This is a genomic window from Methyloceanibacter sp. (genome assembly GCF_050726195.1).
Taxonomy (GTDB): Bacteria; Pseudomonadota; Alphaproteobacteria; order Rhizobiales; family Methyloligellaceae; genus Methyloceanibacter.
This window is the reverse complement of sequence record NZ_JBOHJC010000003.1, coordinates 156,419-171,442: the sequence shown is the minus strand read 5'-3', so window position 1 is coordinate 171,442 and position 15,024 is coordinate 156,419. Positions and strand designations below refer to the sequence as shown.

The window sequence follows — 15,024 nt, the reverse complement described above, 5'->3', positions numbered from 1 at the left end:
TGTCCGCTTCCCTCTTAAACCGTGGGCTTCGAGTCCAAACTCTAGCACAATTGGTGCGAGGGGCGGCGAAGATCAAGGAGCGACGGTGGGCGCGAGACGAAGCCTGGTTGTGGAAGCGGACGACGCGCCGCCCCGCGCGATCCTGCCTGAGCCCTTCGCCGGCTGGTTCCGCGCCCGCGGCTGGCGACCGCGCGACCATCAGTTGGAGCTTCTCGAGCGGGTCTCTGCCGGTCGCGACACCTTGCTCATCGCCCCGACCGGTGGCGGCAAAACCTTGGCCGGCTTCCTGCCGAGCCTGGTCGATCTCACCGCCAGAGCCGCGCCGAAGCCGCAGGCGAGGGCAGGCATCCACACGCTCTACGTCTCGCCGCTGAAAGCGCTCGCCACCGACATCGCGCGGAACCTTGCCACGCCGGTCGCCGAGATGGGCCTCCCCATCACGCTCGAGACGCGCACCGGCGATACGCCGCCGTCGCGCCGCGCGCGTCAGCGCATGTTGCCGCCCGATATTCTGCTCACAACCCCCGAGCAGATCGCGTTGATGCTATCCCATAAGAGCGCGGCCGAGCTGTTTGGCAAACTCCGTTGCGTGATCCTGGACGAGTTGCACGCGCTCGCCTCCAGCAAGCGCGGCGATCTCCTTGCCCTCGACCTCGCACGGCTCCGCACCCTATCGCCGGAGGTCACTGCGGTCGGCCTCTCCGCCACCGTGGCGCGGCCGTCAGAGCTCGCCGCGTTTCTCGTCGCCAATCGCGGACAGGCTGCGACCCGGCTCGCCGAGATCGTCACTGCGGCGAGCGGCGCCAAGGCCGACATCGCCATCCTCAGGTCGGAGGCCGAGCTGCCCTGGGCCGGCCATTCGGCCCGCTATGCGCTGCCCGAGATGTACGCCGCGATCAAGGCGCACCGCCTGTCGCTCATGTTCGTCAATACGCGCTCCCAGGCCGAGATGCTGTTCCACGAGCTATGGCGCTACAACGACGACAATCTGCCGATTGCCCTCCATCACGGCTCGCTCGACGTCGGCCAGCGCCGCAAGGTGGAAGCCGCCATGGTGGCGGGCAAGCTCCGCGCCGTGGTGTGCACCTCGACCCTCGATCTCGGCATCGACTGGGGCGACGTCGACCTCGTCATCAATGTCGGCGCGCCGAAAGGCGCAAGCCGCCTCGCCCAGCGCATCGGCCGCGCCAACCACCGGCTCGACGAGCCGAGCAAAGCGCTGCTCGTGCCGGCCAACCGCTTCGAGGTCATGGAGTGCCAGGCGGCGCTCGAGGCCGCCGAGGAGGGGGCGCAGGATACGCCGCCGACGCGCCCCGGCGCGCTCGACGTGCTCGCCCAGCACGTGCTCGGCATGGCTTGCGCCGAGCCCTTCGACCCGGACCTGCTCTACCGCGAGGTGACCAGCGCCGCGCCTTATCAGGGCCTCACCCGCGAGGGCTTCGACAAGATCGTGAGCTTCGTCGCCACCGGCGGCTATGCGCTTGCCAATTACGAGCGCTACGCCAAGCTCAAACGGACGCCGGATGGGAAATATCGCATCGCCCATCCCCGTATTGCCCAGCAATACAGGCTCAATGTTGGCACCATCGTCGAGGCGCCGATGCTTCGCGTGCGGCTCGCCCGCCTCAAGGGCGGCGCGCTCAAGCCGAAGAGCATGCTCGCCGCCGGCCGCGTGCTCGGCGAGGTGGAGGAGTATTTCATCGAGCAGCTGTCGCCCGGTGACACCTTCGTGTTCGCCGGCGAGGTGCTGCGTTTCGAGGGCCTGCGCGAGATGGACGCCATCGTCACCCGCGCCCACGCCGCCGACCCCAAGGTGCCCGCTTACGAAGGCGGCAAGTTCCCGCTCTCCACCTATCTCGCCGATCGTGTCCGCCATATGCTGGCCGAGCGCGGCAGTTGGTTGAAGCTGCCGGCCCAGGTCTCCGACTGGCTCCGCATCCAGGCCGAATTCTCCGTGGTGCCGGGCGCCGACGAGATGCTCATCGAGACCTTCCCGCGCGGCCAGCGGCATTATCTCGTCTGCTACCCGTTCGAGGGGCGGCTCGCCCATCAAAGTCTCGGCATGCTGCTCACAAGGCGGCTCGAACGCGCTCGCGCCGCGCCGCTCGGCTTCGTCGCCAACGAATACGCTCTCGCCATCTGGGGCCTCAATGACATGAGCGAGATGGTACGCACCGGCCGTCTCGATCTCGCGCTCCTGTTCGACGAGGACATGCTCGGCGACGACCTCGATGCCTGGCTTGCCGAATCCAATCTGATGAAGCGCTCGTTCCGCGTGTGCGCCATCATCTCCGGCCTCATCGAGCGCCGCCACCCGGGTCAGGAGAAGACCGGCCGCCAGATGACGGTCTCCTCCGACCTGATCTACGACGTGCTGCGCCAGCACGAGCCGGACCACATTCTCCTGAAAGCGGCGTTCGCCGATGCCGCCACCGGGCTGATCGACGTCCACCGCCTCGGCGATTTCCTGAAGCGGATCGACGGTCGAATCAGGCATAGTGCCTTGAGCCACGTTTCGCCGCTCGCCGTGCCGGTCATGCTCGAGATCGGCCGCGAGAGCGTCCCCGGCGACGCAGGCGAGAGCTTGTTGCGTGAGACCGCCGAGGAACTCATCGCTGAGGCATTAGGGGAACATGCTGCGCGCTAGGCCCGACCTCATGCCGGAAACGGCGCCGACACTTCGCTCGCACCTCTTCGTGTCGGGCCACGTGCTGACACCTCTCGCCGCAGGCGCGCTCTACTGGGAGGCGGAGGACACCCTGCTCGTCGCCGACCTGCATTTGGAGAAGGGCGCGGCGTTTGCGGCGCTCGGCATGTTGCTGCCGCCTTACGATACGCGCAGCACGCTGTGCCGCCTCGGCAAGATCCTCGACAAAATCAATCCGGCCAGAGTAGTCGCGCTCGGCGACAGCTTTCATCGCAGCGAGTGCGCCGAGAACCTCCTCGCCGACGACCTCGCGCTGCTGACAGGGCTCCAGCGCGGGCGCGATTGGTACTGGATCTGCGGCAATCACGATCCGCACCTGCCGGCAAGCATCGGCGGCACGGTGTGCGCCACGCTCACCCTGTGCGGCGTGACCTTACGCCACGAGCCGTCGGAAACCCCATCGGCCAAGGAGATCGTAGGGCATCTCCACCCCGTGGCGCGCATCGCCCGGCGCGGCGCTGTGATCCGCCGCCGCTGCTTCGCCACCGACGGCAACCGGCTGGTGATGCCGGCCTTCGGCGCCTATGCCGGCGGTCTCAACGTGCTCGACCAGGCCTTCCGCCCGCTCTTCGCGCGCCCGCGGCTGGAGGCCTGGATGATGGGGCGGCACCGCGTCTACCCGGTGCTCGGCAGCCTGCTGCTGCCGGACTAAGAGCTAGTCGCGGCGGAACGCGTACCAGCCTGCCAGTCCCGCCAATACGGCAATCGCCACCCCCAACAGGCCGTATACGAACGGATGCTTGAACGCGAGCTGGTAGAGCACCGCCTCGATGCCAGCCTTCGTCACCTCGAGTGAGCCCTCGCTCTTGCTCGCCACCGCGCCGTCGCGGAACAGATAGACGTCGACGGAGTAGCGGCCTGTCGGCACGTTCACCGGCAGCGCGACGGTTGCCCTGAACAGGCTGCGACCAATGAACTTCACGCCGTCGTCGTGCTCTTGGAACAAGTTCTTCTGCTTCATCAGCCTGATCATGGCCGAGCGATACGCCTGTTCCTCGGGATTGCCCTTCGTGTAGCGTCCGAACTCGAGGTCGGAGAGACCTATGTCGAGATTGTTCAGCATTTCGTCCGACGCGATCGCCCTGAACGGACGCGTGGACAACACGGCGTAGAATCCAGGCACGGTGCCATAGGTTTTGCCCGGCCCGTTCACCCAAATCCCGGCGACGCGTTCCTTCTTTCTGACGACGATCGGTTCGCTGGGACCGCGGACCACGGCGATCACATCGTAGGCGCCTTTGCCGGGTGGCTGCAGATCGCTCGATTCCACACTGCCGAAGATCAGGATCTCGATACCCGTGAAGTTGGACTGGATGGCGATCTCACGTGTCGAGATGTCGGACTGGACTTGCTCCTGGTCGGCGGGTTCGTCTTGCGCGGCCGGCGCCTTCTGCTGCGCCATGGCCGGCGCCCATGACAGCGCGAGAAGGACGAGGGCCAGGCGGATCGCGGTCTTCATCACGCCCCCACCAACGGAACGATGCTGTAAAGCTCGGACGGCCTGACCACGAGGTCGAGAAGCAGGCGCAGCGCCACGGCGAGCACCAGCAGCGCCAACAGCGCGCGGAGCTCCTCGCCCCTGAGCTTCTGGCCCGCGCGCACGCCGAACTGGCCGCCGATGACGCCGCCGATCACCAGCAGGAAGGCAAGCACGACGTCGAGCGTCTGGTTGAGCGTGGCGTGCAACAGGGTGACGATGGCCGTGACGAAAATGATCTGAAAGATCGACGTGCCGATCACGATGTTCGTCGGCATGCGCAGCAGATAGATCATCGCCGGAATCATGATGAAGCCGCCGCCCACGCCGAGGAACGCGGCGAGCAGCCCAACCAGGGCGCCGATCACGAGCGGCGGAATGGTGCTGATATAGAGCCGCGAGCGCGGGAACCGCATCTTGAACGGCAGTCCGTGAATCCAATTGTGCTGGCCCGACCTCCGCGCCGAAAGAGTCTTGCCGGCGCGCTGGCGCCAGATGGCTCTGGCGCTCTCCCACAGCATCAGGGCGCCGATGATCCCGAGGAAGGCCACATAGGTCAGCGAGATGATGAGGCCCGCCTGTCCGAGCTCGCGCAGCAGTTTGAGGAGCAGGACGCCGATGATGGCGCCGACCACGCCGCCCAGGATGAGCACCGCGCCCATGCGCAGATCGACATTGCCGCGCCGCCATTGCGCCAGCGTGCCCGAGACCGAGGTGGCGACGATCTGGTTGGCCCCGGTCGCCACCGCGATGGTCGGCGGGATGCCCGAAAACATGAGCAGCGGCGTCAGCAGGAAGCCGCCGCCGACCCCGAACATGCCCGACAGAAAGCCCACCGCCGCGCCAAGTCCCAGCATGACCAGAAGGTTCACGGAGATCTCGGCAATAGGCAGATAAATCTGAAACATCGGCCGGGGCGTTGAAGGAGTGAGCCCTGGCAAACTGTTCGCCGCGCGCGGGCCTGTCAACAGGGGACAGAAGCCAGAATTCAGAAATCAGAAGGTCGAGGCTCCTTTTCAGGCTTCCTCTCCAAATCTCTTCCGATTTCTGATTTCCGAATTCTGATTTCTGCTCAGCTCGTCAGGCGCTCGAGCTGGGTGACGAGGGGGATGGTGACCGAGCCGGTCTCCTCGAGGCCATTGCGGCGCTCGAACAGCTTGATCGCTGTTCGCGTGCGCTCGCCGGCGACCCCATCAGGCGGCCCCACGTCGTAGCCGAGCTGGTTGAGCAGCATCTGGGCACGGGTGACGAGGGCAGCATTCTCGGCCTTGGGCGCCGTGGCGACCCATATGGGCTCCTCTGCCACCTCGTTGGCGTCAGGCGATGCCTCCTTCGGCTTCCAAGCCTTCACCGCGGCCTCTGCCCCGGCGAAGGTGGAAGGCGCAAGCTGAACCTTGATGACCTCGCGCCGCTTGGCGGCTTCGGCGTCGCCGTTGGCGGCGGCGAGCGCGAACCACTTGTAAGCCTCCTCAAGGCTCTTGGCGGTGCCAAGGCCGTGCTCGGCGAGAATGCCGAGATTGAATTGGCTATCGGCGAGACCGTAGGCTGCCGCCTCGCCATACCATTTTGCGGCGAGCGCATAGTCCGACTCGCCGCCCTCACGGCCGCTCACGCTGACAGCGAGGTTGTGCATCGCCTTGACGTTGCCGTTCTCTGCGGCGGCCGCATACCAGGAGCGGGCCTTGCCTGGGTCCTTGTCGACGCCGAGACCGCGCTCGTACATGGCGGCGAGCCGGTACTGGGCCGGTGCGAGGCCTGAAGCCGCCGCCTGCTCGAACCATTGCGCCGCAGTCTTGAGGTCGCGCACCGCGTTCTTGCCTTCGGCGTACCGGGTGGCGACGGCATATTGTGCCTTGGCGTCGCCGGCCTTGGCGGCCTCACGCAGCGCCTTGGTCCCAAGCGCGTCCGGCGGCAGGGGAAGGTCGGCGAGGGGCGTCGTGACTGCGACGCCCTGAGGGGGTGTGTTGGGCTCGGTTCCGGCAAGCGGGTCCTCGATGGAGAAGATCACCCCGGGCGGGAGCGCAGCCTGCCCGTCGGGTTTCAGCGAGGCGAGTTGCGGCTCTGGCAAGAGCTCGCTGGCCGGCATCGGCGGAACCTTCGACTTGGCGACCTCGGTAAAGCCTGTGGTGGCGCCCTGGCGGGTGGCGTTGTCGGCCGGGTCGATGGGCAGCACCTCCCACGCGCCGGACTTGTCTGGCTCGCCGGCAGGGGCGGCGCCGTCGCCTTCGGTCGTGCCCTCGGCTGCGGGCGCCGGCGCGCTTTCCTCGGTGGCGGGCACGGTGACCTCCTCATCCGGCTTCGAGGCAAGCCGGCCATAGAGCAGCGCCGCGCTGAGCGCGAGAAGCACTGCCGCGGCGATCATGAGGAGGGAGCGTTTGCGCCGCCCGGTCTGCTCGGCGCCGGGGGAACTGCCGGCGAGGTAGCCTGACCCCCGCCGTCCGCTGCGCTCTTCGGCGCGCAGCGCCGCTGCTTGTGCCGCCCGGCGCGCCGCGGCGACGAGGTCGTCCGGCGCATCGAGGTCGTCGCCGAAACTCGCGTCGGCTGCGGCCGGCTTGGTCTCGGCCCGCATGCGCGCCTTGCGCGGCTGCGTCGCGTCGAGATCGACCGCCTCATCGTCCGGCGAAGCGCGCTTCGCCCGCCCGAACGGCGGCGGGACCTCGGTCTCCGCGAAGTCTGGGATGGCAGCGCCAAGCCGGTCGCGTAAGGTCTCCTTCTTGGCGGCAGCTTCCCCGCCCGCGCCGGTCTTCGCCGCAATCTGCTTTTCAGCCGCCGGGGCGAGCCCGGCCGCGGCGCCTGCCTGAGCCAGGGGCGTCGCCGGCTTCGCCTCCGCCTGGCGCGTCTTCTCGGCGAGCGACGCCCGCGGCTTCGGCTGGAGGGCCGGCGCGCCGCGCTCTACCTGCTGCACGAGTTGCTTCAGCGATTCGTGCACGGCTTCGAGCGTCTTGACGAGACGGTCGCCGGACTCGCGGCTCTTGCCACTCATGGCCGTGATGTCGCGATGCATGGCGTCGAGGCGCTCGCCGCTTTGCTTGGCCTCGCCGGCGACGAGGCGCGCGGCTTCCGCCGCCGCCTTGCCTGCGATCTCCTGGAGTTGCGCGGGGGTGGTCCCGGCCTGAGCCGGCGATGCCGGCTTCTCGTCGAGGCGCTCGATCAGCTTGAGCAGATGGCCCTCGATGCCGCCGATCTTGCCGAGCTGCTCCTCGGCCTTGGCAAGCTGTTGACCCATATCCGAAATTTGGCGTTCCACATACGCAAGCGCCTCGGCCGCCGGCGCCTTACCGAGCGCCTGGCTGAGCTGGCTGCCGATGTCGTCCAATTTCCTGTTGAGCGCCTCGATGGCGACTGTCGGCATCGCCGTGCCGATCGACTCTTCGAGCCGCTGGGCGATCTCCATCAGCCGCTTGTCGAGGACGGCCGCCTCGCCGAACGTTTCGGACTCGAGCGGCGGCAGGCCGTAGGCCGGGGCCGGCGCATAGCCGAAGTCGGGATAGGCCGCCGTGGGCCCGGGCTCGGACCCGGTCTGCCGCTTTGCCGCCATCGCCGCTTGCGCGAACGGGCTCGGCTCTGCCGTATCGTGGACGCGTTCCGCGGCGTAGGCCTCTTCGCCCGTCGCGCCATGGTTCAAGCTGTCCGTCAGCGCCTTGCCGAGGCGCTCGAAATCGTCGAGCGGCGCCGTGTCCTGTTCTAACCGGCGGGCGAGATTGCTGACCTGGCTGTGCAGGCGGTCGAAGGTGTCGGCGTCCTCGGGCGTGCCAGCGTCCCGCGCTGCTTCGGCCGTTTGCGACAGCTGGTCGAGCCGCGCGTGAAGCTCGTCGAGCGCCTCGCCGTAGCGGCGCTCGCTCTCCTCGACCCGCTCCACGAGGCGCCGCAGCAGGACTTCGACCGTGCGTTGGTCCATGGGCTGTTCGGTGGTGAAGGCGTCGCTGCCCCGGCCGCTCGTTTGCCAACTTGCTTCTGAAGCCATACCGTTCCCCATGGAGTCGACGCCGCTATGGGCCCGCGTGCGGACGAGACGGCGCGCGAAGCGGTCAGCATGACGGTGGCAAGCCCGAGTAAATTTTGTGTTAAGCGGCGCCTTAAACTGGGACGAATTCCAGGGCGTTAGGGGCACGGCGCCAGACCGCGCCCGCGACCGAGACGAGGAGGCGGAACCATGGGCCTGGTTCAGGCGAGCCACAGTCTGGCCGTCCCGACCCGCGGCAAGGGGTTCGTCGAGATCACCCGCGCGCTCTCCGCCTGGCTTGACGGCATCGGCGCCGACGCCGGCCTCCTCACCGTGTTCGTGTCCCACACCTCCGCCTCGCTCACCATTCAGGAGAACGCCGACCCCAATGTGCGCCGCGACCTCCTCGACGCGCTGGAGATCCTGGCGCCGGAGGACCGCGCCTACACGCACGCCGAGGAGGGGCCGGACGACATGCCGAGCCACATCAAGGCGATGCTCACCGCGGTCAGCCTGTCGATCCCGGTGCAAGACGGGCGCATGGCGCTCGGCACCTGGCAGGGCGTTTATCTGATCGAGCACCGGGACGCGCCGCATCAGCGCAACGTCGCGCTCTCCTTCATCGGCGAGGTCGCCCGCGCCTGACGCAGCAAGGCGGCGCGCGTCGATTCTAGATTGAGATCGGCAATTAGCTCGCTCTAGCTTCAACAAAAAATCGCGACACAACAGAATTATTCCCGATCAAACTCGGACAAATGAAACTAAAGAAGCATAATTGTCGCTATTTAGCATCAATAAGAACCGCAAGATTACCTGACTCCATTGACGCCAAAATTAGAAAACAAGAGGCGTCATGTTTATCCAGTCCGTGAGCAAACTAGTTCTGTGATAAACGCGTCGGCCAAGACGTAATCCGGTCCAGCATTAGGCCCATAAGAGCGGCGTTTTATTTCTCTGGTTGAAGCCCTCGACTTCCCCTCCATGGGCCCGGAGGAACCGCAAATGGCTGATGCAACCTGGCTCGAAACCCCCGGTAACGGCGCTTACAATGCGGTTACCAATTGGGGCGGAGGCGTTGTCCCGGATGAGACCGCCTTCTTCGGCCAATCGACCATCGCCGCGCTCACGTTTGTCGGAACGACGACCGTCGGCGGCTGGACCTTCAATGCCGACGCGGCGGATTACAGCTTCACCTTTCTTGCCGGTCAGACCTTCAACTTCACCGGCGCCGGTATCGACATCGCCGGTGGCAGCGCCAGCATCGCCAACTTTGGGAACCTGGAGTTCGCCAACACCAGCACAGCCGGCGCGGCCGACCTCGCCAACTCTGGGACCGTGGAGTTCCTCGACGGCGGTTCGGCCGGCGCAGCCAACATCATCACCGATGGAACCGCAAACTTCCGCGGCTCAAGCACGGCCGGCGACGCCGTCATTACCAACGACGGGTTCATGGATTTCTTCAACGGCAGCACGGCTGGCGACTCCACCATTAGCAACACCTTGTTCGTTGTGTTCAACGACGACAGCACGGCTGGCACCGCCGCCATCACCAATGATCTTAGCCTGCAGTGCCATGACAACAGCACGGCCGGCAGCGCCGCCATCACCAACCACGACGATGTGCAGTTCCTCTCCACCAGCACGGCCGGCGACGCCAGCATCACCAACGAATCGGGCGGATCTCTGCAATTCAGCGGCCTCAGCACGGCCGGCAGCGCCGAAATCACCAACGATGCGACTCTGACATTCATTGACTTCAGCGCCGCCGGCAGCGCCGTCATCACCACCAGCGGCGGAGCGACAACGGCATTCAGCGGAAACAGCGACGGCGCCCAGGCGCAGTTCATCACCGCGGCGACTGGCAGCGTCGACTTTTCCGCCACGGCCGGGGCCAACGGCGACGGCAAAGTCAGTGCCGGCTCGATCGAGGGCGATGGGACCTATCTCCTCGGCGGCAACGAGCTCACAGTGGGCAGCAACGATCTTTCCACCGAAGTCGGCGGCGCCATCCAGGGCGTCGGCGGGTCGCTCGTCAAGGTCGGCACCGGCAAGCTGATCCTCTCAGACACCAATCTCTACACCGGCAGCACCGCGGTTAACGGCGGCACGTTGCAGGTGGACGGCTCGATCGCCGCGTCGAGTGGCGTGGCCGTCAACAATGGCGGCACATTGGGCGGCAACGGCACGACCGGCGCGGTGACCGTGAATGCCGGTGGCACGCTCGCGCCCGGCGCCAGCGCCGGCATCCTCCATACCGGCGCCATCGCCTTCGCGGCGGCATCGACCTTCGCCGTCGAGCTTGGCGGGACGACGGTTGGAACCGAATACGATCAGCTCGAGGTCAACGGGACCGTCCAACTCGGAGGCGCCACGCTCGCGCGGTCTCTGATCAACGGCTTCGACCCAAGCGGGAACGTTAGGACCGATTTCGTCATCATCGACAACGACGGCGCTTTCGCCGTGTCAGGCACCTTCGCGGGTCTTGCGCAAGGCGCCGAGTTCACCATCGGCCAGCGCCTGTTCACCATCAGCTATAAGGGCGGCGACGGCAACGACGTGGTGCTGACCAGTGAAGGTGCCAGGATCGATGGCACGGCCGCCGACGACATCATCAACGATTCGCAAGCGCCTCTCGACCAGCACATCGCCACCGATCTCAGGGACGTCATCGACGGCAAAGGCGGCAATGACACCATCTCCGGCCTTGGCGGCAACGACACGCTGATTGGCGGCACCGGCAACGACAAGCTCAACGGCGGTCTCGGCAACGACACGCTGATCGGCGGCACCGGCAACGACAGGCTGACGGGCGCCGACGGCAAGGATCTTTTGGACGGCGGCGGCGGCAAGGACACGCTCAAAGGCGGCGCCGGCAACGACGCGCTGACGGGCGGCAAGGGCAAGGACATGCTCTTTGGCAATGCCGGCCGCGACATCTTCGACTTCAACTCCGTCAAGGATAGCGTCAAAGGCTCCAACCGCGACAAGATTCGCGACTTTAAGCACAGCCAGAAGGACAAAATCGACGTCTCGGACATCGCCATCAAAGGCAAGTCGAAGTTCAAGTTCATCGGCGACGAGGAGTTCTCCGGGAAAGCCGGCGAATTGCGCTTCGACAAGAAGATCGTGCAGGGCGACACCAACGGCGACGGCAAGGCCGACTTCGAGATCTTCGTCGGCGTCGGCAGCCTGGTGAAAGGCGACTTTATCCTGTAGCGGAGAAGCCCCGCGTCGCGGCGATCAGCTCGTGCACGATGCCTGGCTCGGTCATGGCGTGGCCCGCGTCGGCGACCACCCTCAAATCGGCCTCGGGCCAGGCGCGCTTCAGATCGAAGGCATTCTTGACCGGCGTCACCACGTCGTAACGGCCATGCACGATCACGCCAGGGATGGCCTTAAGCCGCGCGGCGTTCTTGATGAGTTGGTCGTCGCGCTCGAAGAAGCCGCCATTGATGAAGTAGTGGCACTCGATGCGCGCGAAGGCGAGCGCGTAGTGATCTTCCGAAAAGCGCTGCACCCGATCGAAATCGGGCAAGAGCGACAGAGTGCGTCCCTCCCACGCACTCCACGCCCGCGCCGCCTCGACCTGGATCGCCGGATCGTCGGACGTGAGCCGCCGGTAAAAGGCGGCGATCATGTCGCCGCGCTCCGCTTCGGGAATGACCTTGACGTACTCCTCGAACGCGTCGGGAAACAGCCAACTGCATCCTTCCTGATAGAACCATTCGAGCTCGGCGCGCCGCAACGTGAAGATGCCGCGCAGGATCAGCTCGCTCACCCGCTCCGGGTACGTTTCGGCGTAGGCAAGAGCCAACGTCGAGCCCCACGAGCCGCCGAACACCTGCCAGCGCTCGATGCCGAGATGCGTCCGCAGACGCTCCATGTCGGCGACCAGGTCCCACGTCGTGTTCTCCTCGATGGAGGCGTGCGGGATCGAATGGCCGCAGCCGCGCTGATCGAACAGCACGATGCGGTGGCGGCGCGGGTCGTGATAGCGGCGCATGAGAGGGTTGATGCCGCCGCCAGGGCCGCCATGCAGCATGACCACCGGCTTGCCGGTCTGTGAGCCGCACTCCTCGAAATAGAGCTCGTGCAGGGGCGAGACCTTGAGCCGCCCCGTGCGGTAGGGGACGATCTCGGGATAGAGCGATAGGCGCGGCGTCTCCGGCGTTCGCTGCGGGTCCATGATTGAGCCTCGCTCACTGCTCCGCGGCGCTTGCCGTCGCCGCACGCTTCTGCGCGCGGTCGAAGATGGCTTCGCCCTCGGGCTTTCGCATCTCTTCGTAATAGGCCATCTCGGCGGCGCTTGGCGCCGGACCATAGAGACTTGCGCCAACGCCGGCGCCGAGCGCAAGAGCGGCGGCGATCAGGCCGGCGGCGCTCGTGCCCGCCACGGTTTCACCCAAGCCGAACGCGCCTGCCGTGATGAAAAATACCAGGATCGCGAACCCGGTCCCCATGGCCGCCAGCGCGCCCCATGCCGTGCAGCGCGGCCACCACAGCGCCAATAGAAGGACCGGGAAGAACGTCGCGGCGGCGAAGGCGAAGGCCGTCACCGCGGCGCGCAGCGCATCGACCTCGGCGATGAACAGAAACACGGCGGCGGCGAGCGCGCAGGCCGCGATCGCCGCCCACGCCGCCATCAGCCTCGGCAGGGCGATGGGGCGCCGGTCGAGCACGCCATAGACGTCGTCGGCAAGGCTCGCCGCCAGAGTGAAGAGGTGCGAGGCGGCCGCGGCAAGCGCGATGGCGAGCCCTGCCGCGGCCATCAGTGCGGTGAGTACGAACGGCAGCTCCGCCAGCATCGGCAGCGCCAGCGCCACGCCGTCGCGCGCGATGAGGAGCTCGCCTGCGCGGACGACGCCGTCGCCGTCGCCGTCTGCCGCCTCCATCAATTGCCAGCCGCTCAGATCCGCGAGCCAAGATGGCAAACCGGCGGTGGGGTCGAGCGCCATGTCGCGGAAGACGAGCATCTTGGCGAAGACCGCAAGCGACGGTGCCGTGATGGCGAACAGCGCCACGAGCGCCAGCGCCCACGCCGTGGACCGGCGCTGGTCGCCGACCGAGCTTGTCACGCCGCTGCGCACCAGCAGGCTCGGCAGGGCCGCGGTGCCGAGCGTGAAGCAGAGAAACAGCGCCACGAAGCCCGGCTCGTTGATGGCCGCGAAGGGTTGCAGGAAGGGCTTGGCGGCTTGCGTCGGCGCGGTCGCCGGAAAGGCTGGATCGATCTCGCCGGGGCTCACCGGCGAAACGCCGGCCGCGGTCTCAGCGTTCTGCAGCGCGCCGAACATCTCGCTATAGGTGAATTGCGGCGCCGGCAGATTGGTGAGCAGCACCGACACCACCATCAAGGTCGCAGCGAGGCCCACGGCGCCGGCGATGAACTCAGCGCTCCCCGTCCAGGTGAGCGAGCGCATGCCGCCGAGAATGCCGACCGCCGCGACGAATGCCGCAACCAAAAGCACGGCAAGCGAGAAGGACAGAGGCAGGAACATCGAGGCCGCCACGGCGGCGATCTTGATCTCCGCGGCGAGCAGCAGCGCCGTCGGCGGCACCTGCAACACGCTGGCTGCCATGCGCGCCGGGCGCGACCTGAACCTTTGGCCGAGAAAGGCGGGCAGTGTATAGGCCCCGGCCTTGCGCAGGTACGGCACGAACAGCACACCTGCGAGCAGGAAGCCGCTCGTCCAGCCAAGGCCGATGGCGAGCGCATCGAAACCGAGGAAGAAGATCGCGCCGGTATAGGCGAAGAAGCCGATGCCGCCGACCGCCGTTGCCGCCAGCACGAACGCGTTGTAGACCGGCGGCACGCGCCTTCCCGAGGCGAAGAAGTCCTCTACGTCGAGCGTCCGCGTCCCCACGGCGATGACGAGATAGAGCGCGACCGGCCACAGGATTACGTTACGCGCGACGGCGCCTTCGCTCCAGCCGAGCTGCTCGAGCATGGCGAGGACGACGACGAGCGATACGAAGGCACTGGTGACGATGCCGTAATAGGCGCCAAGATGCGGGTTCGGTGTCCGTTGACGCGACGGGGCGCTCATCGCCTACCCGACCTCCTCGGTGAGGCTCCGCGTATGGTCGATCCGCTCCTGCACGCGAACGTACCAGAAGGTCACCACCACGGCGAAGATCAGGAGTCCTTGCGCCAGGAGGTAGAAGCCAAGCGGGAAGTGCAGGAACCACAGTCGGTTGAGCGCGACGGCGTAGACGATGGTGCCGATCACGGCGCACAGCATGGCCGACACGGTCGTGATGGCGACGGCCAGCGTCCGCAGCTGATGGCGGTCGCGGACCGCGTGCTCCATCTCGGGGGCCTCAGCCGTCACGCTCCCCTCCCAAGTCAAAGTCTCGCCAAGCAGTTAGCAGCTAGGGACGATCTTGCAAACGGGGCTTTAAGTGCAATTGCCGCCGAAACGTGGCAGAGAAGTGACTTCGCTCTCGAGGCTTGAGGGAGATGCGCGCAATGCTCCAGGAATTCAAGGAATTTGCCTTACGCGGCAACGTGGTGGACATGGCCGTCGGCATCATTATCGGCGCCGCCTTCTCGACCATCGTCAAGTCGCTGGTCGACGACGTCATCATGCCGCCGATCGGGCTCATCACCGGCGGAGTCGACTTTTCCGACCTCTATATCCCGTTGAGCAGCGCGAGCTACGATTCCCTTGCCCAGGCCAGGGAGGCCGGTGCGCCGACCATCAATGTCGGCGTGTTCATCAACAGCGTGATCAGCTTCGCCATCGTCGCCTTCGTCCTGTTCATGGTGATCAAGGCCATGAACCGGCTGCGCCGCAAGCAGGAAGAGGCGCCGGCCACCGAGCCGCCGCCCTCGCGCGAAGTGCAGCTTCTGGAGGAGATCCGCGACGCTTTGGTGAAGCGTTCTACCCGCTAACCCGC

At 66.4% G+C, this 15,024-nt stretch carries 11 protein-coding genes; 5 read left to right on the top strand and 6 right to left on the bottom strand.

Annotated elements, in window-relative coordinates:
* Positions 1–109 precede the first annotated feature (109 nt).
* Together ACRECX_RS03280 and pdeM are read left to right on the top strand one after the other, a co-directional pair.
* On the top strand, positions 110–2,647 hold the full coding sequence (locus ACRECX_RS03280) for a ligase-associated DNA damage response DEXH box helicase (RefSeq protein WP_431557439.1): 2,538 nt from the start codon (positions 110–112) through the stop codon (positions 2,645–2,647).
* Positions 2,634–3,359, top strand: coding sequence for a ligase-associated DNA damage response endonuclease PdeM (pdeM, locus tag ACRECX_RS03275; protein WP_431557376.1), 726 nt, complete (start codon positions 2,634–2,636; stop codon positions 3,357–3,359). The genes ACRECX_RS03280 and pdeM overlap by 14 nt, the downstream gene beginning before the upstream one ends.
* Before the next feature lie 3 nt (positions 3,360–3,362).
* Here pdeM and ACRECX_RS03270 read toward each other — a convergent pair whose 3' ends face one another.
* The 3 genes from ACRECX_RS03270 to ACRECX_RS03260 all read right to left on the bottom strand — a co-directional run bounded on the left by ACRECX_RS03270 (position 3,363) and on the right by ACRECX_RS03260 (position 8,148).
* Complete coding sequence (locus tag ACRECX_RS03270) at positions 3,363–4,166, bottom strand: TIGR02186 family protein (protein ID WP_431557375.1); 804 nt, start codon at positions 4,164–4,166, stop codon at positions 3,363–3,365.
* On the bottom strand, positions 4,166–5,092 hold the full coding sequence (locus ACRECX_RS03265; RefSeq protein ID WP_431557374.1) for a sulfite exporter TauE/SafE family protein: 927 nt from the start codon (positions 5,090–5,092) through the stop codon (positions 4,166–4,168). The genes ACRECX_RS03270 and ACRECX_RS03265 overlap by 1 nt, the downstream gene beginning before the upstream one ends.
* Before the next feature lie 164 nt (positions 5,093–5,256).
* A complete protein-coding gene (locus ACRECX_RS03260) occupies positions 5,257–8,148 on the bottom strand; it encodes a peptidoglycan-binding protein (protein ID WP_431557373.1) in 2,892 nt (963 codons plus the stop codon).
* A gap of 189 nt (positions 8,149–8,337) precedes the next feature.
* Between ACRECX_RS03260 and ACRECX_RS03255 the strand changes: the two genes are divergently transcribed.
* Together ACRECX_RS03255 and ACRECX_RS03250 are read left to right on the top strand one after the other, a co-directional pair.
* On the top strand, positions 8,338–8,772 hold the full coding sequence (locus ACRECX_RS03255) for a secondary thiamine-phosphate synthase enzyme YjbQ (RefSeq protein WP_431557372.1): 435 nt from the start codon (positions 8,338–8,340) through the stop codon (positions 8,770–8,772).
* Between the two features lie 357 nt (positions 8,773–9,129).
* On the top strand, positions 9,130–11,343 hold the full coding sequence (locus ACRECX_RS03250) for an autotransporter-associated beta strand repeat-containing protein (protein ID WP_431557371.1): 2,214 nt from the start codon (positions 9,130–9,132) through the stop codon (positions 11,341–11,343).
* Here ACRECX_RS03250 and pip read toward each other — a convergent pair.
* Genes pip through ACRECX_RS03235 form a run of 3 tightly spaced genes read right to left on the bottom strand, consistent with a single transcriptional unit; the run spans position 11,333 to position 14,456 of the window.
* Complete coding sequence (pip, locus tag ACRECX_RS03245; RefSeq protein ID WP_431557370.1) at positions 11,333–12,313, bottom strand: prolyl aminopeptidase; 981 nt, start codon at positions 12,311–12,313, stop codon at positions 11,333–11,335. The genes ACRECX_RS03250 and pip overlap by 11 nt on opposite strands.
* Before the next feature lie 13 nt (positions 12,314–12,326).
* Entirely contained in the window at positions 12,327–14,171 is a 1,845-nt protein-coding gene (locus ACRECX_RS03240; RefSeq protein ID WP_431557369.1) for a solute symporter family protein, read from the bottom strand.
* Between the two features lie 3 nt (positions 14,172–14,174).
* Positions 14,175–14,456, bottom strand: coding sequence for a DUF4212 domain-containing protein (locus ACRECX_RS03235; protein WP_431557368.1), 282 nt, complete (start codon positions 14,454–14,456; stop codon positions 14,175–14,177).
* Positions 14,457–14,593: 137 nt separating this feature from the next.
* Here ACRECX_RS03235 and mscL point away from each other — a divergent pair, with 137 nt between their 5' ends.
* Positions 14,594–15,019 (top strand): large conductance mechanosensitive channel protein MscL, encoded by a 426-nt coding sequence (gene mscL / locus ACRECX_RS03230; protein WP_431557367.1) that lies wholly within the window; start codon positions 14,594–14,596, stop codon positions 15,017–15,019.
* The last annotated feature ends 5 nt before the right edge of the window (positions 15,020–15,024 follow it).